We start from the raw sequence: 17,633 nt of genomic DNA on the forward strand, positions 1-17,633 counted from the left end.
ACGGTTAGGGTTAATCGCAATCGGTATACGTTTCGTTCGAATAGTACGACATATGCCGACGATCTCTGTCATAGCGACCGGTGGTACGATCGCAAGTACCTCAAGCGAAACTGGAACGGTCCCAACCAAGTCAGTTCGGGACCTCGTCGATTCCTATCCGGAAAGTTTCAATGATTTCGATGTTAGGACGGAACAGCTCACACAGACCCCGAGCTCGGAACTGACGATTAATGACCTTGTGGCCCTGAGTGATCGCATTCGAGCCGTCGCCGACGGTGTCGACGGAGTCGTTGTCCTCCATGGGACTGATACGATCGAAGAGACCGCGTATTATCTCGATCTCGTGCTCAACATTGACGTGCCGATCGTCCTCACTGGGGCACAACGGCCGTACGATAGCCAGAGTCCCGACGGGCCGGCAAACCTTCGCGGAGCCCTCGCCGCAGCGAATCACGATTACGTTCAGACGGGAACTTATATCTTCTTCAACGACCGGCTTCATGCAGCACGACCAGTGACAAAAGACCACAGTAGCAATCTCGACGCATACGATTCGGGTAACTACGGACCGGTCGCAGAACGGACACCCGACGGCCTCTGGTTCTACCGTCGGCCCGAGAGCCTGTCGATGACGATCCCCGCACGAGACGTCACAGCGACTGTCGAGATTGTGTCGACGTCGACGAACACCGATGGGAGACAGATCACTCATGCCGTCGACCGTGGTGTTGATGGAATCGTCGTTGATGCGCTCGGACTCGGAAACGTTCCTCCGGACGTCGCAGATTCTATCGGTGATGCCATTGCCGACGATATCGTCGTTGTGATCACGACGCGGTGTCGAGACGGAATCGTTTCCCCGGTATACGGTTCCGAAGGAGGCGCTGCAGTTCTCGAGGAAAAGGACGCACTGTTTGCGTCGAACCTTTCCGCTCACAAGGCGCGGATCAAACTGATAGTAGCACTGTCACAGAAACCCGACTACGATTATCAGGAAGTGTTTGACGCTAGCCGATTGAATGGCCACGGATATCAATGAGCTTGACGCGACACGACGCGGAATACAAACTCGAGAAGAAAAATTGGATAGACTACTCGATGCGAGAAGCTATCCACTGGATTGGGACAAATACATCGCAAGCATCTGCTCTGCCGACAAGAGAGGCCTAGAGGAAGAGATGGTGTTCCGGATGTAACTAACATCTGGGTCGACGAGATCAGCGAGAGCTTCCACATCGCAAGCGACGGAACCGAAACATTTGCAAGCTAGCACGAAAATTCGTTATTGCATTCGATGAGTTCATCATCATCCCAGCAGGAGGTCGAACCGGACGAGGAGCTCGATTCCGCGCTCGTCACCGCCCGCCGCCAGCTCGAGCGCGCTGCAACCCACGTCGATGTCGACGACGGGGTCATCGAACGACTCAAGCATCCGACACGGGTCGAGCAGGTGTCGGTCCCGCTCGAGCGTGAGGACGGCTCCGTCGAGGTCTTCACTGGCTATCGCGCCCAGCACGACGACGTGCGCGGTCCCTACAAGGGCGGGCTCAGGTACCATCCCGAGGTGAACGCCGACGAGTGCATCGGTCTCTCGATGTGGATGACCTGGAAGTGCGCCGTGATGGACCTCCCCTTCGGCGGCGGCAAGGGCGGCATCGCCGTCGATCCGAAGTCTCTGTCCGACGAGGAGACGGAACGGCTCACTCGTCGGTTCGCAGAGGAATTGCGCTACGTCATCGGTCCGACGAGAGACGTCCCGGCGCCAGACATGGGGACGGACGCGCAGACGATGGCGTGGTTCATGGACGCTTACTCGATGCAGCAGGGCGAAACGATCCCCGGTGTCGTCACCGGCAAGCCGCCGGTAATCGGCGGCAGTTACGGGCGCGAAGAGGCGCCCGGCCGCTCGACCGCCATCGCCGCGCGCGAGGCCGTCGACTACTACGGACACGACCTCGAGGACACCACGGTCGCCGTCCAGGGGTTCGGTAGCGTCGGCGCCAACGCCGCCCGTCTGCTCGAGGACTGGGGTGCGACCGTCGTCGCCGTCTCGGACGTCAACGGTGCGATATACGATCCGAACGGACTCGACGTCAGCTCGATACCAACCCACGATGAGGAGCCCGAGGCCGTCCTCGAACAGAATGCCCCGGAGACACTCTCTAACGAGGAAATCCTTGAACTCGACGTCGACGTTCTGATCCCGGCCGCGGTCGGGAACGTCATCACCGCGGACAATGCCGAACACGTCACGGCCGAGATCGTTGTCGAAGGCGCCAACGGACCGACGACGTTCGCCGCCGACACCATCCTCGAAGAGCGCGATGTGCCCGTGATTCCGGACATTCTCGCTAACGCCGGTGGCGTCACAGTGAGCTACTTCGAGTGGCTCCAAGATATCAACCGGCGACAGTGGTCCCTCGAGCGCGTCAACGAGGAACTCGAGGAGCACATGCTCGACGCCTGGGATGACGTCCGCCAAGAAGTCGACGAAAAGGAGCTGACCTGGCGGGACGCGGCTTACGTCGTCGCACTCTCACGGATCGCAGAGGCAAAAGCGACGCGCGGCCTCTGGCCGTAACTCGAAGTGTTTCCATCGTAGAGGAACCCGTTTCTCGTATTGGGCCGGAACATCCGTCCCGTACCGTCCGTATCGACCACATTCGGTCCTGGTTCTGATAGAGCTATCTGGCAAACTCACCCTCTTCGACCCGGAATCGACGTACGGAACTAGGCCGTTGAGAGTTGTTCTGACTAGTCCTATTTGTCGACTAGATAGCTCCTCTGGTGCCGTTAGCTCGTCTCCTAGGGTCTCCGTTTCCCCGCATATCGCTTAATATTATTTCACGGGTGGTAGTATCTGAGACCAGTACAGAACGGTAAATATAGTACTCAGTAGCTCTGTTGAAATCCCATTCTTCAGATGCATTCTCGTCTGAAACAGCTGGTCGCTGAAGAGCGTTTACTGATTGATCGTGATTGTGCCGCTATCTATAGTTATATTGTATCCAATGTATTCGAACTGAACTTTACTTGATTCAGCAAGACGGTCCAGTGAATCAGGGTCAACGGTATCATATAGAGGTGGCAAGTCCAGCGGATCCTGCTCCTCCATTTCTGCAACCCCATCTATAATTTCAATGGCTATACTGGAATCTCCACTCATCGTTTGATTCCCCATTAGGGACTCAATTTGACGGCCTCGCCTATAAGTGAATCGTGAATTGAAGTAGATGATTATAAATCAGGATGGTTGGGGACTCTCGACAAACGAATCTCCTGTACTTATCGCTGGGGGTGCTAACCTGTCACCAGTTGAGGGTTTCAACAGAGCCTACTCAGTCGGAATCTGAATCCGTGAAATATGAATTCAGCTTTAGCTGCTTATTTGCTGGGAAATACGGGCCATTTCGTTAGCCATAATCTGGTATCCTTCATCGACTCCCATTCCCGGTTTCGCCAGTAACTGTGCCGGCTGTGTCGCAAGCGCTATCTGCGCACAAACTCGGGCAGAGATATCCGTTTCTGCACAGCTCCCTCCCAAGTAGGCACGAGTGTCAGTTTCCTCACAGTACCGGACAGCGTCGATGCTGTTAGTTACTTCTCCGAGGTCCGGCGTCTTAATCTGGACAACGTCGACGGAACCGGCGTCGACAAAGGTGGTGACATCGTCGTAGGTATTACAGAATTCATCAGCGATAATGTCCACGGGTATCGACCGCTCGGCCAACGCATCCCGCAGCGTGCCGAGTACATGAACCTGTTCGTCGCGTGATCCGCTCTCTATCGGACTCTCCACTTGAAGCGAATACGGTGATGCGGCGTTCTCGAGAGCCGCAAAATAGTCGAGCACTTCAGTACGGTCATACGGTGGGTCGAAAATTTCACCGACTGTCCCGTAGATATCCACATGGAACGTCGGGTTGTATTCAGGTGAACCGATTTCAGTCACCCGATCGCTAAGCCACTCGAGGTACTCGAGGAGTCGTTCCCCCTCGGGGCCGATCTGTTCTACCGAATTGAACAGCCCGTGTGGAAGAATCGGAACCTCCTTGAGGATCATTTTCTCAGCGTTTTGACGGCGGTCGTTGCCGCTTTGGCAGTAGAGCGGAACCGGTCGGGGCGTACAGTCGATACGATATTCGTCATCGATGACCTCCGTCATCGTCTTCATGGAGGCAGTCCCCGCTGCATTGAGTAGGGCCTGAGAAACCCCGTATCGGACCGCAGTGTGTATTTCCGCACTGTCCGCGACATCGCTTAGGACCTCCACATTTGCGAGAAATTCACTAGCATCACGACCAACGAGCGCTTCTGAAATGATTTCCTCAATATCACCGATGTGCTCTTCCGCAGCAAAGAACCCATCACGACCTCCAAAGCCTGAATATTGAACCGCCGTACAATCACCGGAAGCAGTCCGGCCACCCTCGAGTTCGATAACGACACTTACTGCCTCGGCCGGTTGACGAACCTTCTCGAATCCAGGTGTAATTGATTCGCCATTGTATAGGAAGCCGTCTCTCTCTGCGTTCGTCACAATGGCTTCCTTATCGTCGAAGTAGAATCCGCCTGCTGTTGGAACTGCGGTTACGTCGGCTATCTTTGTCATTTTGTCGACCGAGTTGACTTTTATTAGTCATACATATATAAATTTCCATTATAGGCAGAGGATAGCGGTAATTCGGGCTGAGATAGCCGGGGATGCTTATTCCACGATATATAGAATCTTTCGCTGGCCGATCTCTTTTAAAGGTAGCAAAGGGCAGAGGATTACATACATACAATTGTAATTGCCCTGTTGTAGAGAGGGAGAATAGGGGGGTGTGATTACTGTACGTACCGTACTCAAACGACCATCACAGCCAGACTATCAGTTCTACTATAAGAATATCGCAAAATCGAATATGGCCTTTCCAAGGGAACAGTATTGATGAGACTCAGAGCGATTGTATCAACGATATTTCCGATAAATCTACTTATAGGGGTTAGAATTCTATGATGCATAGATTCGCTCTCCCGGAGAGAACCTCTGATTCACTCTTTCGAAACGAATTGTCGGCCGGATACGTCGATACGGGACCGTAGAAGGGCGATGCGTGCCGTTTCCTGCCTCTGTGTCCTTCCGAAATTTCGCTCGGAGGCGAACACCACGAACCTGCCCGAGTGGGTTCGCTGGCACGACAGCCTTCAACGTCTGTGTTGCTGGTCTAAGTCAGAGAACTATGGTTGCTTTTTGTTACTTTTGGCCTTGGTAGCTACGGGCCAATTATCGACTGGATACCGGATACTTCTATAGAGCCACTGAAACGATTTACAGACAGATCACGGCACCACATACGATCAGATGTACGATGACTTTCAGTGGCTACTATAGTGTTACTGACGACCCATGAGTCTCTCAGCGAGAGTCGCAGTACCGTCACACCAGCTAGGCTGCTATAGTCGGGCGATATCAGTTTTAATCAGTTCGATGGACATGGGTATCAGTAGCTGCTACTCAGATTGAACGACCCGTGATCGGGACTCTACCGATCGTACGTTATCGACCGAAGTCGTAGTCGGAACGAATCCGCGTCGCCAATCTCCTTGCGAAAGTGAATTCTCGCGACACGGAAAGAGGAGTTGGTGCCGGATCTGCGACTTCGGTTACAAGTTCACACGCTTTTACCGCCGAGCCCCAAGAGAGGGTTACACCTGCTCCGCCATGACCACAGTTGTGAATAACTGGCCGACCGTCGAGTGATTCCCGTTCAATTCGGACACCGTCGCCATCGGGATCACGAACTGGCCGAAATCCATAGCGCCCTGCCAGGTTACCCGTCTCAATGGAAATACCCGTGTACGAGTCAAGCAGTTCGTCGTTGATCGTGACGATACGTGCAGGAACCTCCACATCCCCAACTGATCGGGAGACGCCGGGTATGTGTCCGTCCCAATCGTCCTCCAGAGCAACGGGAAGTCGGCTACCACCGAGAACTAGTGTGTCCATTCGAGGATAGGCGTATACCTCACCAGCGAATCCATCCGCGACCGCATCGGGATGTGGTGTATAGTTATAGGAAAACAGGTCGCCGGAATCAGTTCGAATGAGCGGAAGTCCGTCAACAAGAACTTGATGGCCGACATGAATCATCCACGGCCGTTGATCGTCGAATATCTCTTGAGAACCGATCCCAGCACAGTTCACCAGTACGTCACTTGGTAAGTTGCGGCACGTCTCACGAGTGAGAGAACGCTCGTGAACAACGCCGCCAAGGGACTCGTAGAGCGCATAGCAGCGAGCAATATAGACCGGGAGCTCAGCAAAATAGGCATTAAATCGCCAGCCGAACACGGCATTAGCATTCGGACGGTGAGGATACTGTTCAATTTCAGAAATGCGACAAAATCCACTCACGGTATCTGCGTATTCCGGGTCCGAGTGATCCTCCTCGTGTAACACGAAATGTGGCTGCTGGCGAACGCCCATCGATCCCGTGTTAGCGAGAAACCCGAATATCTCCTGGGAAATCGCAAGAGCACGTTGCTGTCTGGACATCGTTACCGACGCTGGTTTGATCGACGCGGCCGCATACGGCGTTGCAAATTCCGGAGACGGCTCATCACGGAACGGGATCTTCGCCGTATAAATCGCGGTACTGTATCCCCGGAGCTCGAGGCAGATAGCAGTTGTTATGCCAATCACACCCCCACCAATTACGGCTACGTCGACTCGTCGTTCGGTTTGCTTCGCCCGCTGCATATCGATCCAACGACGGCGTCTACGATATTCGTTTTGATTCGGCTCGGTTTGCAGTCCCGCCCACAATCAGGACAAGCGAGACGATATCTCCCGAAATCGTGCTCCGGTTGGGATTCGACGATCAAGTGAATTATACTGGCTAAAATCTCATTGAAAACTCGCTCTTCCGCGAGTTCCTCGAGAAATACGACGTCTCCAACGCCGCGTTTCTCGTCGATGGCGATCAATCACTGAACGACGCCTATCAGGGCGAGGGCCTGATTTCAGATGCAAAACATGCGGAATCCGACTAGTAGTGAACGTATCTTTGGAGAGGTAAAACGAAGAACCTCTTCGTTTCTAAACCGCTTCAACAACGCACACACGGAACGGCTAATAAGCTGTTAATCTTGTTCGTATCTTCGGAATAAGCTTTCCAACCACGATGGTGGAATGCACTCGAGTTCGTTTCTTGATGCCTATCGTGAAAGTTGAGTATTATAATAAAACTAACATAGTGTTTATAGTGCCGGATTTGTGTTAGCAACCGTCATGATACGACGACGAACCGACACCGTTCGTTGTCGTGGAGGTACCTAGTGGGATAGATACGAGTATGCATTCGAGCGTGGTCGCGCTTTCGGGGGTAGTTCTCGCTGTTCTTATCCGAACCAGTAGCAGTAGTAGTACGGCAGCCACTGGTAGTATGAACTGCTCGAGTTCGTCGGAATCGGAGTCGACTCGAGCTGGTTTCCGGTCAATCGTTGTCTGACACGCTTACGGACTCTTCACTGAACTCAACTGGTGTCTCGGTCCAGACGCCGGACGAGAGATCGATCGCATCGTTCCACTTTGCGACTACCGTGGTCACTGCTAGGTCGCCAGCAATGTTGTTCATGGTCCGAAGGCGGTCGAGCAGTGGATCGATACCCGCGATCATCCCAATGACCTCGAGTGGTAGTCCTACCTGCGTCAACACCGCAGTCATCATGACGAGGCTAGCACTGGGAACGCCCGCGGTGCCGATACTTGCAAGGAGGGCAGTAAGCAGGATGGTAAACTGTTCGACCAGTGTAAGGGAGACACCGACCATATTCGCGGCGAAGACCGCGACAATGCCGAGGTACATCGATGTCCCATCCATATTGATCGTCGCACCTAGCGGGAGTGAAAAGCCATACACGCGCTCTTCGACACGGAGGTTCTCGTCGGCATCCGACATCGAGACGGGAAGCGTTGCGGTGGACGACCGAATACTGAGCGCTGTAATAAGCGCCTCCTTGATCCCACGCAGGAAGGCCACTGGTGAAGCGCCGACTGCTCCTCGGATAATCAGGAGCAGATAGACGAGGGAAATCTGGAGGCCAATAGCAAGCGCGAGAGTCAGTGATAGAGTGAAGTACGCACTAATCGCTTGTACGCCAACTTCCCCAAACAACGCTGCCATGAGTGCGAACACACCGAGGACGCCGAACTCCATAATTCCCCAGACGATTTTGAACACGACCTCTGCTCCGGCGTCAACTACGTCGAAGATGGTGTCAATGCCGTTTCGGACCGCTGAGTCCGATTCAACTTCCGCTCGTACCATCGTCATCCCGAGACCGAAGATGAGCGTGAAAAATATGATAGCCAGAATGTTCCCCTCGGCTATCGCAGCGAACGGGTTCTCAGGGACAATATTGAATACTTGATCCACGAGCGACGGTGTTTGTTCGGTCTGGACATCAGTCTGCTCTACGGTCATCCCTGCGCCGGGGTTGATGAGATTGCTCATACCGAGTCCCATCGCGATAGCAACAGTCGTTGTGGCGATATACAGGAGTATGACCTGCCCGCCGACCTTCCCCAAATTCTTCGGGGAGAGTTCTCGCGTCGCCATCAATAATGTGAATATAATGATAGGAACGATGATCATCTCGAGTAATCGGACGAAGAGATCACCAACCGGTTGCAGTGACGTTGCCGGCTGACCAACTCCCAGTCCAACGAGAGCACCGAGAACGAACGCTGCTCCGATTCGATAAACGATTGGAACTGATCGGTATTGTTTCCATGCCGACCGGAATAATCTAATCATAGTATCCAATGTGAAATTCATGGACTGATTGATAGTCTTTCCGAATTAAACTGTCTAGTTCTGGATCTCCTCGGCTGGCGTGTTTCCATCAAGCGATTAATGCGCTCTCTGTCAGTTATAGTAATGCACAAATTATTCAATCCGTACGCGCGCTTGACCGTCTGCCGATCCAGTCATTATGCAAACGGTCGATTCGAATTTGGGGTTGAAACAATTTTTCAATAGGGTTTCAGTCAGTATAGTTCACTCGACTGTTCGATCCTAATCGAGCGGGGACAGTCCGATAGCCGGCACTGTCTAGTTGAGCCAGTTTGAGAAGTGAGCAGGTCGTACTGTTGAGTTGGTTGATGCTCGCAGACCTGCTCAGCGAGAGCTACGAGGCGGATTTAGAAGAATCTTGGGAGAATGAGCGGACGGCGACGGCCGTCAGGGCGTTCGCCATCCGCCCCCATCAGACCGACTGTTCGCTTCGAGAGACAACAACAATTCTCGCTGAATTAGGCGTTGAACGCTCTCACGAATCGGTTTGAGACTGGGTACAGCGGCTGGCTGACAGCGAACGCGACCCGCCGACGGCGATGCCGTCGGCGGGTCGCTGTTGATAAGACTGCTATCAAGATCAACGGCGAGTGGTCTTGGATGTACGCTGCAATAGACACCGAGACAAAGTTGGTTCTCGATGTCGCGTTATTCGGTCGGCACGGTACCGATCCGGCAGCTGCGTTTCTACATGGACTCCACGAGAAATACGATCTCTCAAATGCAGAGTCTCTCATCGATCAATTCGGCTATCGGACTGCACTCTCTCGATTAGGATGAAGCGGTCGGATCAACTATACTGAGCGAAACCTGGTCGAAGAGTGGTTTCACACCCTCAAAGTGCGGATCGATCGCTTCCAGAATTCATGGGTGAGCAATCGGACGAGCGTCCGAGGATGTCTTGAACAATTCGTGCATTACTACAACCACCAGAGACCGCATCAATCTCTCGGTGGAAACACGCCGGTTGAGAAGGTGCAGAACTAGACAGTGACCGATAGCCGAATTGATCGGCGAGAACTCGGTATCTGAGAGATCGTGTTTCTCGCGGAGTCTATGCAGAAATGCAGCTACCGGATCAGTGCCGTGACGACCGAACAACGCGACACCGAGAATCAACGTGGACCCGGTGTCTATTGTAGCGTACAATCAAGACCACTCTCCATTAATCTTGACAGCAGTTTCGTCAACAGCGACCCGCGACGGCGACGCTGTCCGCAGAACGCGAAGCATTCTGCTGTCGAGGCGAATCTTCGATTCGCCGACCATTGGAGCGCAAAGCGCTCCAAGAGGCCGCACGAGGGTAAAACTCTCGTGAACGTCGGCGGGTCGCGTTCGCTGTCAGCCAGTCGGATATCAAGAAACAGCAACTGCGAGAGTCGGTCATGAACCGTGCGATCGGTCAAGGATCGATAGCGGTCCGATTCGCTGCGACCCGATACCGTTCGTAAATCGCCGAGCGCTTCGCAGGGAGAGGCTGTTCGGTCTCGACGACCAACGTACGTACGAGGGGAAGCGATTCGGTCGCGACGGCGCCTTCTTCAGGACACACGGTGCCGAGTCGGTCCAGAGAGGAACCCGAACTCAGCCGTCAGCAACGACTTCGAAGCACGCGACTCGAGGATTGGGACGAACGTCAGAACGCACCGAGGTGGTCGTCCTGCGGTTCGTACAGACCGCCGGTCATCCGTACGTCGTGGATCTCGTCGACCGTCTCGCCGATCGATAGTCCGCGGTCGGACATCACCGCCGCGACGACGCCGATCGGGACGCCGTTCTCGTACTGCTCTTGGAGCTGCCNCGCCGATCGATAGTCCGCGGTCGGACATCACCGCCGCGACGACGCCGATCGGGACGCCGTTCTCGTACTGCTCTTGGAGCTGCCAGACGGCGTCCTTGAGATCGTCGCTCGTGACATCTTCGTCTAACTCCAACTGCGCGCGTTCGAACTCCACGTCGTGTCCCGTCACGCGATAGTGACGGCGGTGGAAGTCGACGATCTCGTTCGGAGCGTCGGTTTGCAGATCGACGTCGCACTCCGGACAGGACGCGACGTACGGTGCCTGATCTTGAGTACTCATGGATTCTGGTTCTGAGTGTCGTGTTTCAGTGTCGATCGGTTATGCAGAGGCGATACCATCACGAGTCGTAGGCTTCCTGGGCGAGTTGGTGGAAGCGGTGGACGGTGTGTTCGTTGGGTCCCAGCTGGGCCTGAGCGAGCGCGCCCGTTCTGAGNTGGTGGAAGCGGTGGACGGTGTGTTCGTTGGGTCCCAGCTGGGCCTGAGCGAGCGCGCCCGTTCTGAGGCCTTCCCACTGGCGTTCGACCAATTCGAAGTCCTCTTCCTGAAGCTGGCGGCTCGTGCGAACGAACTCCCGCTCTTCCTCGGAGAGGTCGCTGTCGCGGAAGTAGTAGTCCGCGATGAGCTGGAAGCGGTCGGTGTCGATCGGGTCGATGATGTAGGTACCGTAGCCGTCGGCGGTACCGTACATGTTGACCGTGAAGTTCGGCCAGAAGTAGTGGAACTGGGCCTCGTGCTCGTCGTGGATCCGCATTTCGTCCTCGACGTCCTGGGCGTGCGTGTAGTGGAGCACCCAGTGGTAGTCGTTGACCTCGAGTTCGGAGTCGTTGAGCGAGATGCCCTTGATCCAGTCCTGGTGGTTGGCCTGGCAGTGGTCGCACTCCGAGTAGTTGCTCGCGAACACCTTCCAGTTGCACTCGACCTCCGAGACGATTCGGGTGGCGTGTTCGTACTCCTCGAGGGGCAGCGCCTCGAGGCGGTCTTTCATCACGCCGGCCTGCTCGGCCAGCGGCATCGGATCCTCGCGCAGGTTGACGAAGATCAGCGGGCCGATGGTATCGACGTGGACGTCGTTCAGGGCGTTCTCTTCGGCGTCGAACTCCTGAACCTCGTCGTCCTCGAGGTCGGGGTTCAGACCGGCTTCGTCGAAGCTCTTGGGCGTGCTTTTGAGCTCGCCCTCGAGGTCGTACGTCCAGAGGTGNTCGTCCTCGAGGTCGGGGTTCAGACCGGCTTCGTCGAAGCTCTTGGGCGTGCTTTTGAGCTCGCCCTCGAGGTCGTACGTCCAGAGGTGGTACGGGCACTTGATTCGCTTCGCATCGCCGGGGTCGGTCATCGGCGTGTCCTCGACCATCTTCGAGCCGCGGTGGGCACAGACGTTGTCGAACGCTTTGACCTCGCCGTCGTGACCGCGGACGACGATCAGTTGGCGATCGCCGATCGTCCGCGTGAAGTACTGGCCAGATTCCTCGATACAGTTGGCGTGGCCGGCGTACACCCAGTACTGGCCGAACACCTTCTCTTTCTCCATCTCNCGCGTGAAGTACTGGCCAGATTCCTCGATACAGTTGGCGTGGCCGGCGTACACCCAGTACTGGCCGAACACCTTCTCTTTCTCCATCTCGAAGACGTCATCGTCAGTGAAGTAGCGAGCCGGCAGCGCGTTCGACTTCTCCGTGATGTCCTCGCTCACCGATTTCGTCTGTGAATCGTCCCACTGTGTCATACGGTACCAATAACACAATGAGGGCTAAAAACTGTTGACCAGTGATATTGAACATGAATATAAGTGAGCAACCGATCGGGGGGGAGTGCTCGGCCCGAGAGCGATTCGGTCACCGGGACCGTTCGCTCGCCGAGGCGATGTCGGACCGCGTCGACGACCGATGCCGGTCGTCGCGAGAACTACGAACGAGGGGACTCGGGGAGGAACGTTCGGAGACGGTTCTCCGTTCGTTTTCCAGTAACGCGACCCGTCCCGCTTCGGAGACGTAGCGGACGATACACGCGTCCTCGAGCATCAGCAGGTGGACGTGCCGAAACGAGAGTACCACCCGTTCGATCGCGTCGTCCGCGGGTTCGGTCGCCCCGAACGTTGCAACGTTGCGCGTACGGTCGTCGAGACCGATCGCGCCGAGATCGAGGATGGCGATTGCGGCCCGTCGAGACGAGTCGGCCGGTATCCCGTGTCGTATGCCTCGGTCGCGGGCAGCTAGTCTGTCCCGACGACGCATGGATGTAGCGAGTGCCAGAGGGAGAACAGCGGGAGAGGGGGCGGTGCGCACTGCCGGCGCTTCGGGAGTCGTTCCACGGCGGCTCGCGTTACTGACCGTGGGTGACGCTCTCGCGAATTCGATCGGCGATCTCGTTTCGCGAGGGGGGTCGCTCGGGATCGGCCGAGCCGTAGACGCGTTTCACGACGAGATCGAGCAGGTTCAGCTGCTCGAGCAGTTCGCGGGTCCGACTTCGCTCGAGGCCAAGCTCCCGGGTGACGTCGTGTAACGTCATAGATGACTCGATCGCGTCCATCAGTTCGTTGATTTCGACGTCTTCGGGGAGACCGATCCCGTCGGCGACGAGCTGTTTCTCCGGGACGGCCGCGACCGAATCGTCGGTCATCGGCTCACGATCTTCAGCGGCGGAACGATCCCGCTGGCCGGTCGTCGTTTCCGAACCGTCGGTCGTCGCGTCGTCCTCGTCCGGCGCGGTCGTTTCGTAGGACGTCGGCTCGTGGATGTCGGCGTCGATCATATATCGCCGAACGGTCTCGGACGCGACGTCCATCTCGAGTACCTCCGCCATCGCGGTGAACGTATCGAAGGAGTCGTACAGACACTTCAGGTACTCGACGTCGTCGTACGGCGGCAGGTCTTCGTTCCGTGCGGCCGCGAGTGCGCGCTCGGTCTCGTCGTCGATCGCGACGTCGCTCGTCACCGCGTTCGGAGCCGAATCCGAGGCGGATCGGTCGCGGGGCTCGGACGCGCGTTCGTCCTCGCTTTCGGTCGTCGGTTCCGACTTCGACTCGCCGGTCGTTACCGTCCCTTCGAGCGAATCGGCCGCTGCCTCGCGATCCGAGCGGTCGCGCTCGATTGCGTCGGTCGATTCGCTTCCGCTCCCGTCGGACTCGGTGTTCCCGGTTCCCGTTTCACTGCTCGGCTCCGCGTTCGCTTCGAGACCGAGGGCGAACGTGACGACGACAGTTCCCTCCGCGGTGACCGTCGCTTCCTCCGTGACGAGCGACGCGTCCGCGGGCGCGAACTCGTCGATCTTCGGCACGACTGACGGCGGAAACTCGAGGGAGAGGCCGCCGTTCTCCTCGACCGTCGCCGCTCGCGGTGTCGCCTCGTCCTCGCTGGACGCCACCCCCGCGGCCGAACACAGCGGAACGACGGCGTCGATCGCGATGCTCGGTTCATCACCGTCCCCTCGAACCGTCGCGTCGACGCGATGGATCTCGCCCCCGGCCGCTTCGTATCGTTCGATCGTTTGAGAGAGCTTCTCAATCGAGCCACTGACTCCCATGATATCAATAATCATCCGTTCATTTGGGATAAGGGTACATGAGGAATAGCCCACCCCTTTATATGTCTCCCGGAAAACCAGTCCGAGAGCGGTAATACTCTCCGATCGCCGGGACACCCGTTATATCGTGGTCTGCCTACTCGCGGCACAACATTTTTATACTCTCCGCTTGCGCTCCTGATACGAACGCTTCCGGGACGGGGGACGGCCGGTCCCGGTAGCGGGTATCCGCCATGAGCACGATCACGGTCGTAACAGACAGCGAATCGTTTGTAGAGACTGCCGAGAGCGCGCCGGACGGCGCTCGCGTCCCGGTCGAAGTACGCGTTTCCGTCGCCGATCCGTTCGACGCTTATTGCAGGGCCCGGACCGACGAGGCCGACGGGTTCTACCTCGAGACGACCGGCGGGCAGTCCGGTTGGGGCTACTTCGGTATCGATCCCGTCGAACGGGTTCGAGTAACTGCGAACGCGGTCGATCGGGACGGCGGGAGTCCAACGATCCGAACGGTCGACGCGCTCCTCGAGCGCGAGCGGTTGGTACGCGGAGACTGCTCGGTTCCGTATCCCTGCGGTGCGTTCGGCTGGCTCTCCTACGACGTCGCCAGGGAGCTCGAGTCGTTACCGTCGACGACGACCGACGAACGCGGGTTGCCGCGGCTTCAACTGGGCGTCTTCGATCAGGTCGCCGCGTGGCGCGAACCGCGCGACGGCGACGGCGAAACGGAGCTACGAGTGACCGCCTGTCCCGTGGTCGACGACGATCCCGCCGACGCCTACGAGACCGGTCTAGCGGGGGCTCGATCCCTGGCGCAGGCGGCGATCGACGGCAGCGAAGCGGACCGCAGTCCGCCGGTCGACGCGACCCGGGCCGCGTTCGAGAGCGAGTGCGGTCGAGCGGCGTTCGCCGACCGCGTTCGGCGAGTCAAGCGATACGTTCGCGACGGCGACACGTTTCAGGCGAACGTCTCCCATCGACTCGTCGCCCCGGCGGCCGTCCATCCGGTCGACGTCTTCGACGCGGTGCGACGCGTGAATCCGGCCCCCTACTCGGGACTGCTCGAGTTCCCGGGCATCGACCTCGTCAGCGCGAGTCCGGAACTGCTGCTCGAGGTCCGCGACGGCTCGCTCGTCACCGAACCGATCGCCGGAACCAGGCCCCGCGGGCGGACGCCGGCCGAAGACGAGCGATTGGCGGCAGATCTCCGCGACGACGAGAAGGAACGCGCCGAACACGCGATGCTCGTCGACTTAGAGCGCAACGACCTCGGGAAGGTCAGCGAGTACGGTTCCGTGTCGGTCACGGACTATCGCCGTGTGGACCGGTACTCGGAAGTCATGCACCTCGTCTCCCTCGTCGAGGGAACCCTGCGAGACGATGCGAGCATCGCCGACGCCGTCGCGGCGGTGTTTCCGGGCGGCACGATCACGGGCGCACCGAAGCCGCGGACGATGGAGATCATCGACGAAGTCGAAACGACCCGACGCGGCCCCTACACCGGGAGCATCGGGATCTTCGGCTTCGACGACCGGGCGACGCTGAACATCGTCATCCGGACGCTGGTACGCCACGCCGAGGAGTACCACCTCCGCGTCGGCGCCGGCGTCGTCCACGATTCCGTTCCCGATCGGGAGTACGACGAGACGCTCGATAAGGCGCGGGCGCTCGTGACGGCGGTCGACGAGGCCTTGGGCGAACGGGCGTCGTTCGCCCTCGAGACCGCGACGGACGCGGTCGGTGATGCGGGATGATTCTGGTCGTCGACAACTACGATTCGTTCGCGTACAACCTGGTTCAGTACGTCGCCGAAGCGATCGCTCCGACAGGCCCCGCAGCGACGCCGCGAGACGCCGGCGAGTTCGACGACGTGATCGTCCGACGCAACGACGAGATCGACATCGAAGGCGTCCGCGACCTCGATCCCGACGGGATCGTCGTCTCCCCGGGCCCCGGGACGCCTGCCGAGGCCGGCGTCTCCGTCGATATCTTCGCCGAGACCGAGTACCCGACGTTCGGCGTCTGTCTCGGGCATCAGGCCCTCTGTGCCGCTCACGGGGTGTCCGTCGGACGCGCGCCCGACGTCGTCCACGGAAAGACGTCCGCGGTGAACCACGACGGAACGGGGCTGTACGACGGCGTGCCGAATCCCTTCGAGGTCGGTCGGTATCACTCGCTGGCGGTCGAACGCGACGACCTGCCGGCGGAACTGATCGAGACCGCCCACACCGACGACGATCGGGGGATCGTCATGGGCGTTCGCCACGCCGAGTTACCCCACGTCGGCGTCCAGTTCCACCCGGAGAGCATTCTCACCGAGTCGGGGAAACGCATCGTCGAGAACTTCTGTACCTCGATCGCCCGCGGCTGAGTCGGACGATCGACGGCCGGTCACGCTCGCTCCGCGATACAGGCGACCTTCTCGCCGGCGGTCACGACGGACTCGCGGGTGAGCGAGTAGATCACGCCGGCGTCGGTCGTCGTCACGCGCTGGCGTTCCTCGAACGACGAGGGACAGTACACTGTCCCCAGTTCGGTTCCCGCGGGCACGCGATCACCGACGGTGACCTCCGGATTCGGTTCGAAGAGCCCCGAAGCGTCGGTGCCGATCCGCCCCTCGTCGTTTCGGAGGATCGTCTGCGACGGCGTCGGCGCCGGTTCCTCGCGGAGCATTCCCAGTTCGCCGAGGACGTTCCGGAGCCCGCGGACTCCGCGGTGTGCCGCGTCGTGATCGATCTGGCGGCTGTTCGAAAGTTCCGGGACGATCGCCGGAATGCCGGCCCGCGCGGCGGCCGTTCGGAGCTTGCCCTGATACGGCTCGTCGTCGGCCGTGCCGTCGTCCGCCGCGTCGTCGTCCGCCGCGTCGCCGTCCCCTGTGCCGTCGTCCGGTTCATCGTCGGACGTCGCGTCGGTCAGGAGATAGTCGGCCCCGAACGTCGCCGCGAGAGTCCGTGACTTCCGGTTTCCGGGCTGGAATCTGACGTGCTCGAGCATGTCCGGGGTCCCAGTGTGCAGATCGATCACGACGTCGGTCGACTCAATCAGCTCCCACAGTTGGGCGACGATCCGTTCCTGCAGGGTTCCCGCGTCGTCGCCGGGCCAGACGCGATTACAGTTGGAGTTGACCGCGTCGACCGCCTGCGGCGTGACGTACAATCCGTGATCGAACGCGAGCGAATTGACGACCGGCACGGCGATCACCGTCCCGGCGAGATCAGCGGTCAGCAGGTGGCGGTGCAATCGACGCAGCGCGGCCGTTCCGTTGAGTTCGATGCCGTGCTGTGCGGCCTGCACGTAGACGGTCGGTCCGGCTCCGCCGTCGTACCGATGGACGGTCACCGCGACGTCCGTCCCGGACGGCAAGCGAGCGAGACGGCGTTCGGCGGTCGTATGGGTAACGGTCTCGTGCTCCATACTCGTTCAACCCCTCGTTCGAACTTGTAAGTTTGCACGTCTCTCGAGGAGGTGATGTTTT

Annotated in this window: 12 protein-coding genes and 3 pseudogenes; 5 read left to right on the plus strand and 10 right to left on the minus strand. The window is 58.2% G+C overall.

Annotated features, from left to right (window positions below):
• The first annotated feature begins 52 nt into the window (after positions 1-52).
• On the plus strand, positions 53-1,039 hold the full coding sequence (locus C477_RS17105; RefSeq protein ID WP_008895786.1) for an asparaginase: 987 nt from the start codon (positions 53-55) through the stop codon (positions 1,037-1,039).
• Positions 1,040-1,294: 255 nt separating this feature from the next.
• Positions 1,295-2,581 carry a glutamate dehydrogenase GdhB gene (gene gdhB / locus C477_RS17110; protein WP_008895787.1) on the plus strand — a complete coding sequence of 429 codons (1,287 nt, stop codon included), beginning with the start codon at positions 1,295-1,297 and terminating at the stop codon, positions 2,579-2,581.
• Between the two features lie 381 nt (positions 2,582-2,962).
• On the opposite strand, the gene C477_RS23125 is transcribed toward gdhB, so the two are convergent.
• The 4 genes from C477_RS23125 to C477_RS17120 form a co-directional block, all read right to left on the minus strand.
• Positions 2,963-3,181 carry a HalOD1 output domain-containing protein gene (locus C477_RS23125; protein ID WP_083870318.1) on the minus strand — a complete coding sequence of 73 codons (219 nt, stop codon included), beginning with the start codon at positions 3,179-3,181 and terminating at the stop codon, positions 2,963-2,965.
• Between the two features lie 195 nt (positions 3,182-3,376).
• On the minus strand, positions 3,377-4,612 hold the full coding sequence (locus C477_RS17115) for a methylaspartate ammonia-lyase (protein ID WP_008895788.1): 1,236 nt from the start codon (positions 4,610-4,612) through the stop codon (positions 3,377-3,379).
• Positions 4,613-5,542: 930 nt separating this feature from the next.
• Positions 5,543-6,745, minus strand: coding sequence for an FAD-dependent oxidoreductase (locus tag C477_RS23130; protein ID WP_083870319.1), 1,203 nt, complete (start codon positions 6,743-6,745; stop codon positions 5,543-5,545).
• A 736-nt stretch (positions 6,746-7,481) separates the two neighbouring features.
• The gene (locus C477_RS17120; RefSeq protein ID WP_083870324.1) at positions 7,482-8,804 is read right to left on the minus strand and encodes a dicarboxylate/amino acid:cation symporter; all 1,323 of its coding nucleotides are present in this window, start codon (positions 8,802-8,804) and stop codon (positions 7,482-7,484) included.
• 347 nt (positions 8,805-9,151) lie between these two features.
• Here C477_RS17120 and C477_RS23135 point away from each other — a divergent pair.
• Positions 9,152-9,830, plus strand: a pseudogene (locus C477_RS23135) (IS6 family transposase).
• 30 nt (positions 9,831-9,860) lie between these two features.
• Here the strand turns inward: C477_RS23135 and C477_RS23140 are convergent.
• The 5 genes and pseudogenes from C477_RS23140 to C477_RS17140 all read right to left on the minus strand — a co-directional run.
• Positions 9,861-10,055, minus strand: a pseudogene (locus C477_RS23140) (DDE-type integrase/transposase/recombinase); the annotation flags it as partial.
• A 424-nt stretch (positions 10,056-10,479) separates the two neighbouring features.
• A complete protein-coding gene (locus C477_RS25055) occupies positions 10,480-10,587 on the minus strand; it encodes a hypothetical protein (RefSeq protein WP_008895790.1) in 108 nt (35 codons plus the stop codon).
• A 91-nt stretch (positions 10,588-10,678) separates the two neighbouring features.
• Positions 10,679-10,924 (minus strand): annotated as a pseudogene (locus tag C477_RS25060) (hypothetical protein); the annotation flags it as partial.
• Between the two features lie 58 nt (positions 10,925-10,982).
• Positions 10,983-12,365, minus strand: a complete 1,383-nt coding sequence (locus tag C477_RS17130) for an aromatic ring-hydroxylating oxygenase subunit alpha (RefSeq protein ID WP_049914633.1) — start codon at positions 12,363-12,365, stop codon at positions 10,983-10,985.
• Between the two features lie 596 nt (positions 12,366-12,961).
• Positions 12,962-14,161: a hypothetical protein gene (locus C477_RS17140; RefSeq protein WP_008895793.1), complete on the minus strand. Its 1,200-nt coding sequence runs from the start codon at positions 14,159-14,161 to the stop codon at positions 12,962-12,964.
• Positions 14,162-14,394: 233 nt separating this feature from the next.
• Here C477_RS17140 and pabB point away from each other — a divergent pair, with 233 nt between their 5' ends.
• On the plus strand, positions 14,395-15,912 hold the full coding sequence (gene pabB, locus C477_RS17145) for an aminodeoxychorismate synthase, component I (RefSeq protein WP_008895794.1): 1,518 nt from the start codon (positions 14,395-14,397) through the stop codon (positions 15,910-15,912).
• Positions 15,909-16,529, plus strand: a complete 621-nt coding sequence (locus tag C477_RS17150) for an anthranilate synthase component II (protein WP_008895795.1) — start codon at positions 15,909-15,911, stop codon at positions 16,527-16,529. The genes pabB and C477_RS17150 overlap by 4 nt, the downstream gene beginning before the upstream one ends.
• 20 nt (positions 16,530-16,549) lie before the next feature.
• Here the strand turns inward: C477_RS17150 and C477_RS17155 are convergent, their stop codons facing one another.
• Entirely contained in the window at positions 16,550-17,572 is a 1,023-nt protein-coding gene (locus tag C477_RS17155) for a succinylglutamate desuccinylase/aspartoacylase family protein (protein ID WP_008895796.1), read from the minus strand.
• Positions 17,573-17,633 lie beyond the last annotated feature (61 nt).

This window comes from Haloterrigena salina JCM 13891 (assembly GCF_000337495.1).
Classification (GTDB): Archaea; Halobacteriota; Halobacteria; order Halobacteriales; family Natrialbaceae; genus Haloterrigena; species Haloterrigena salina.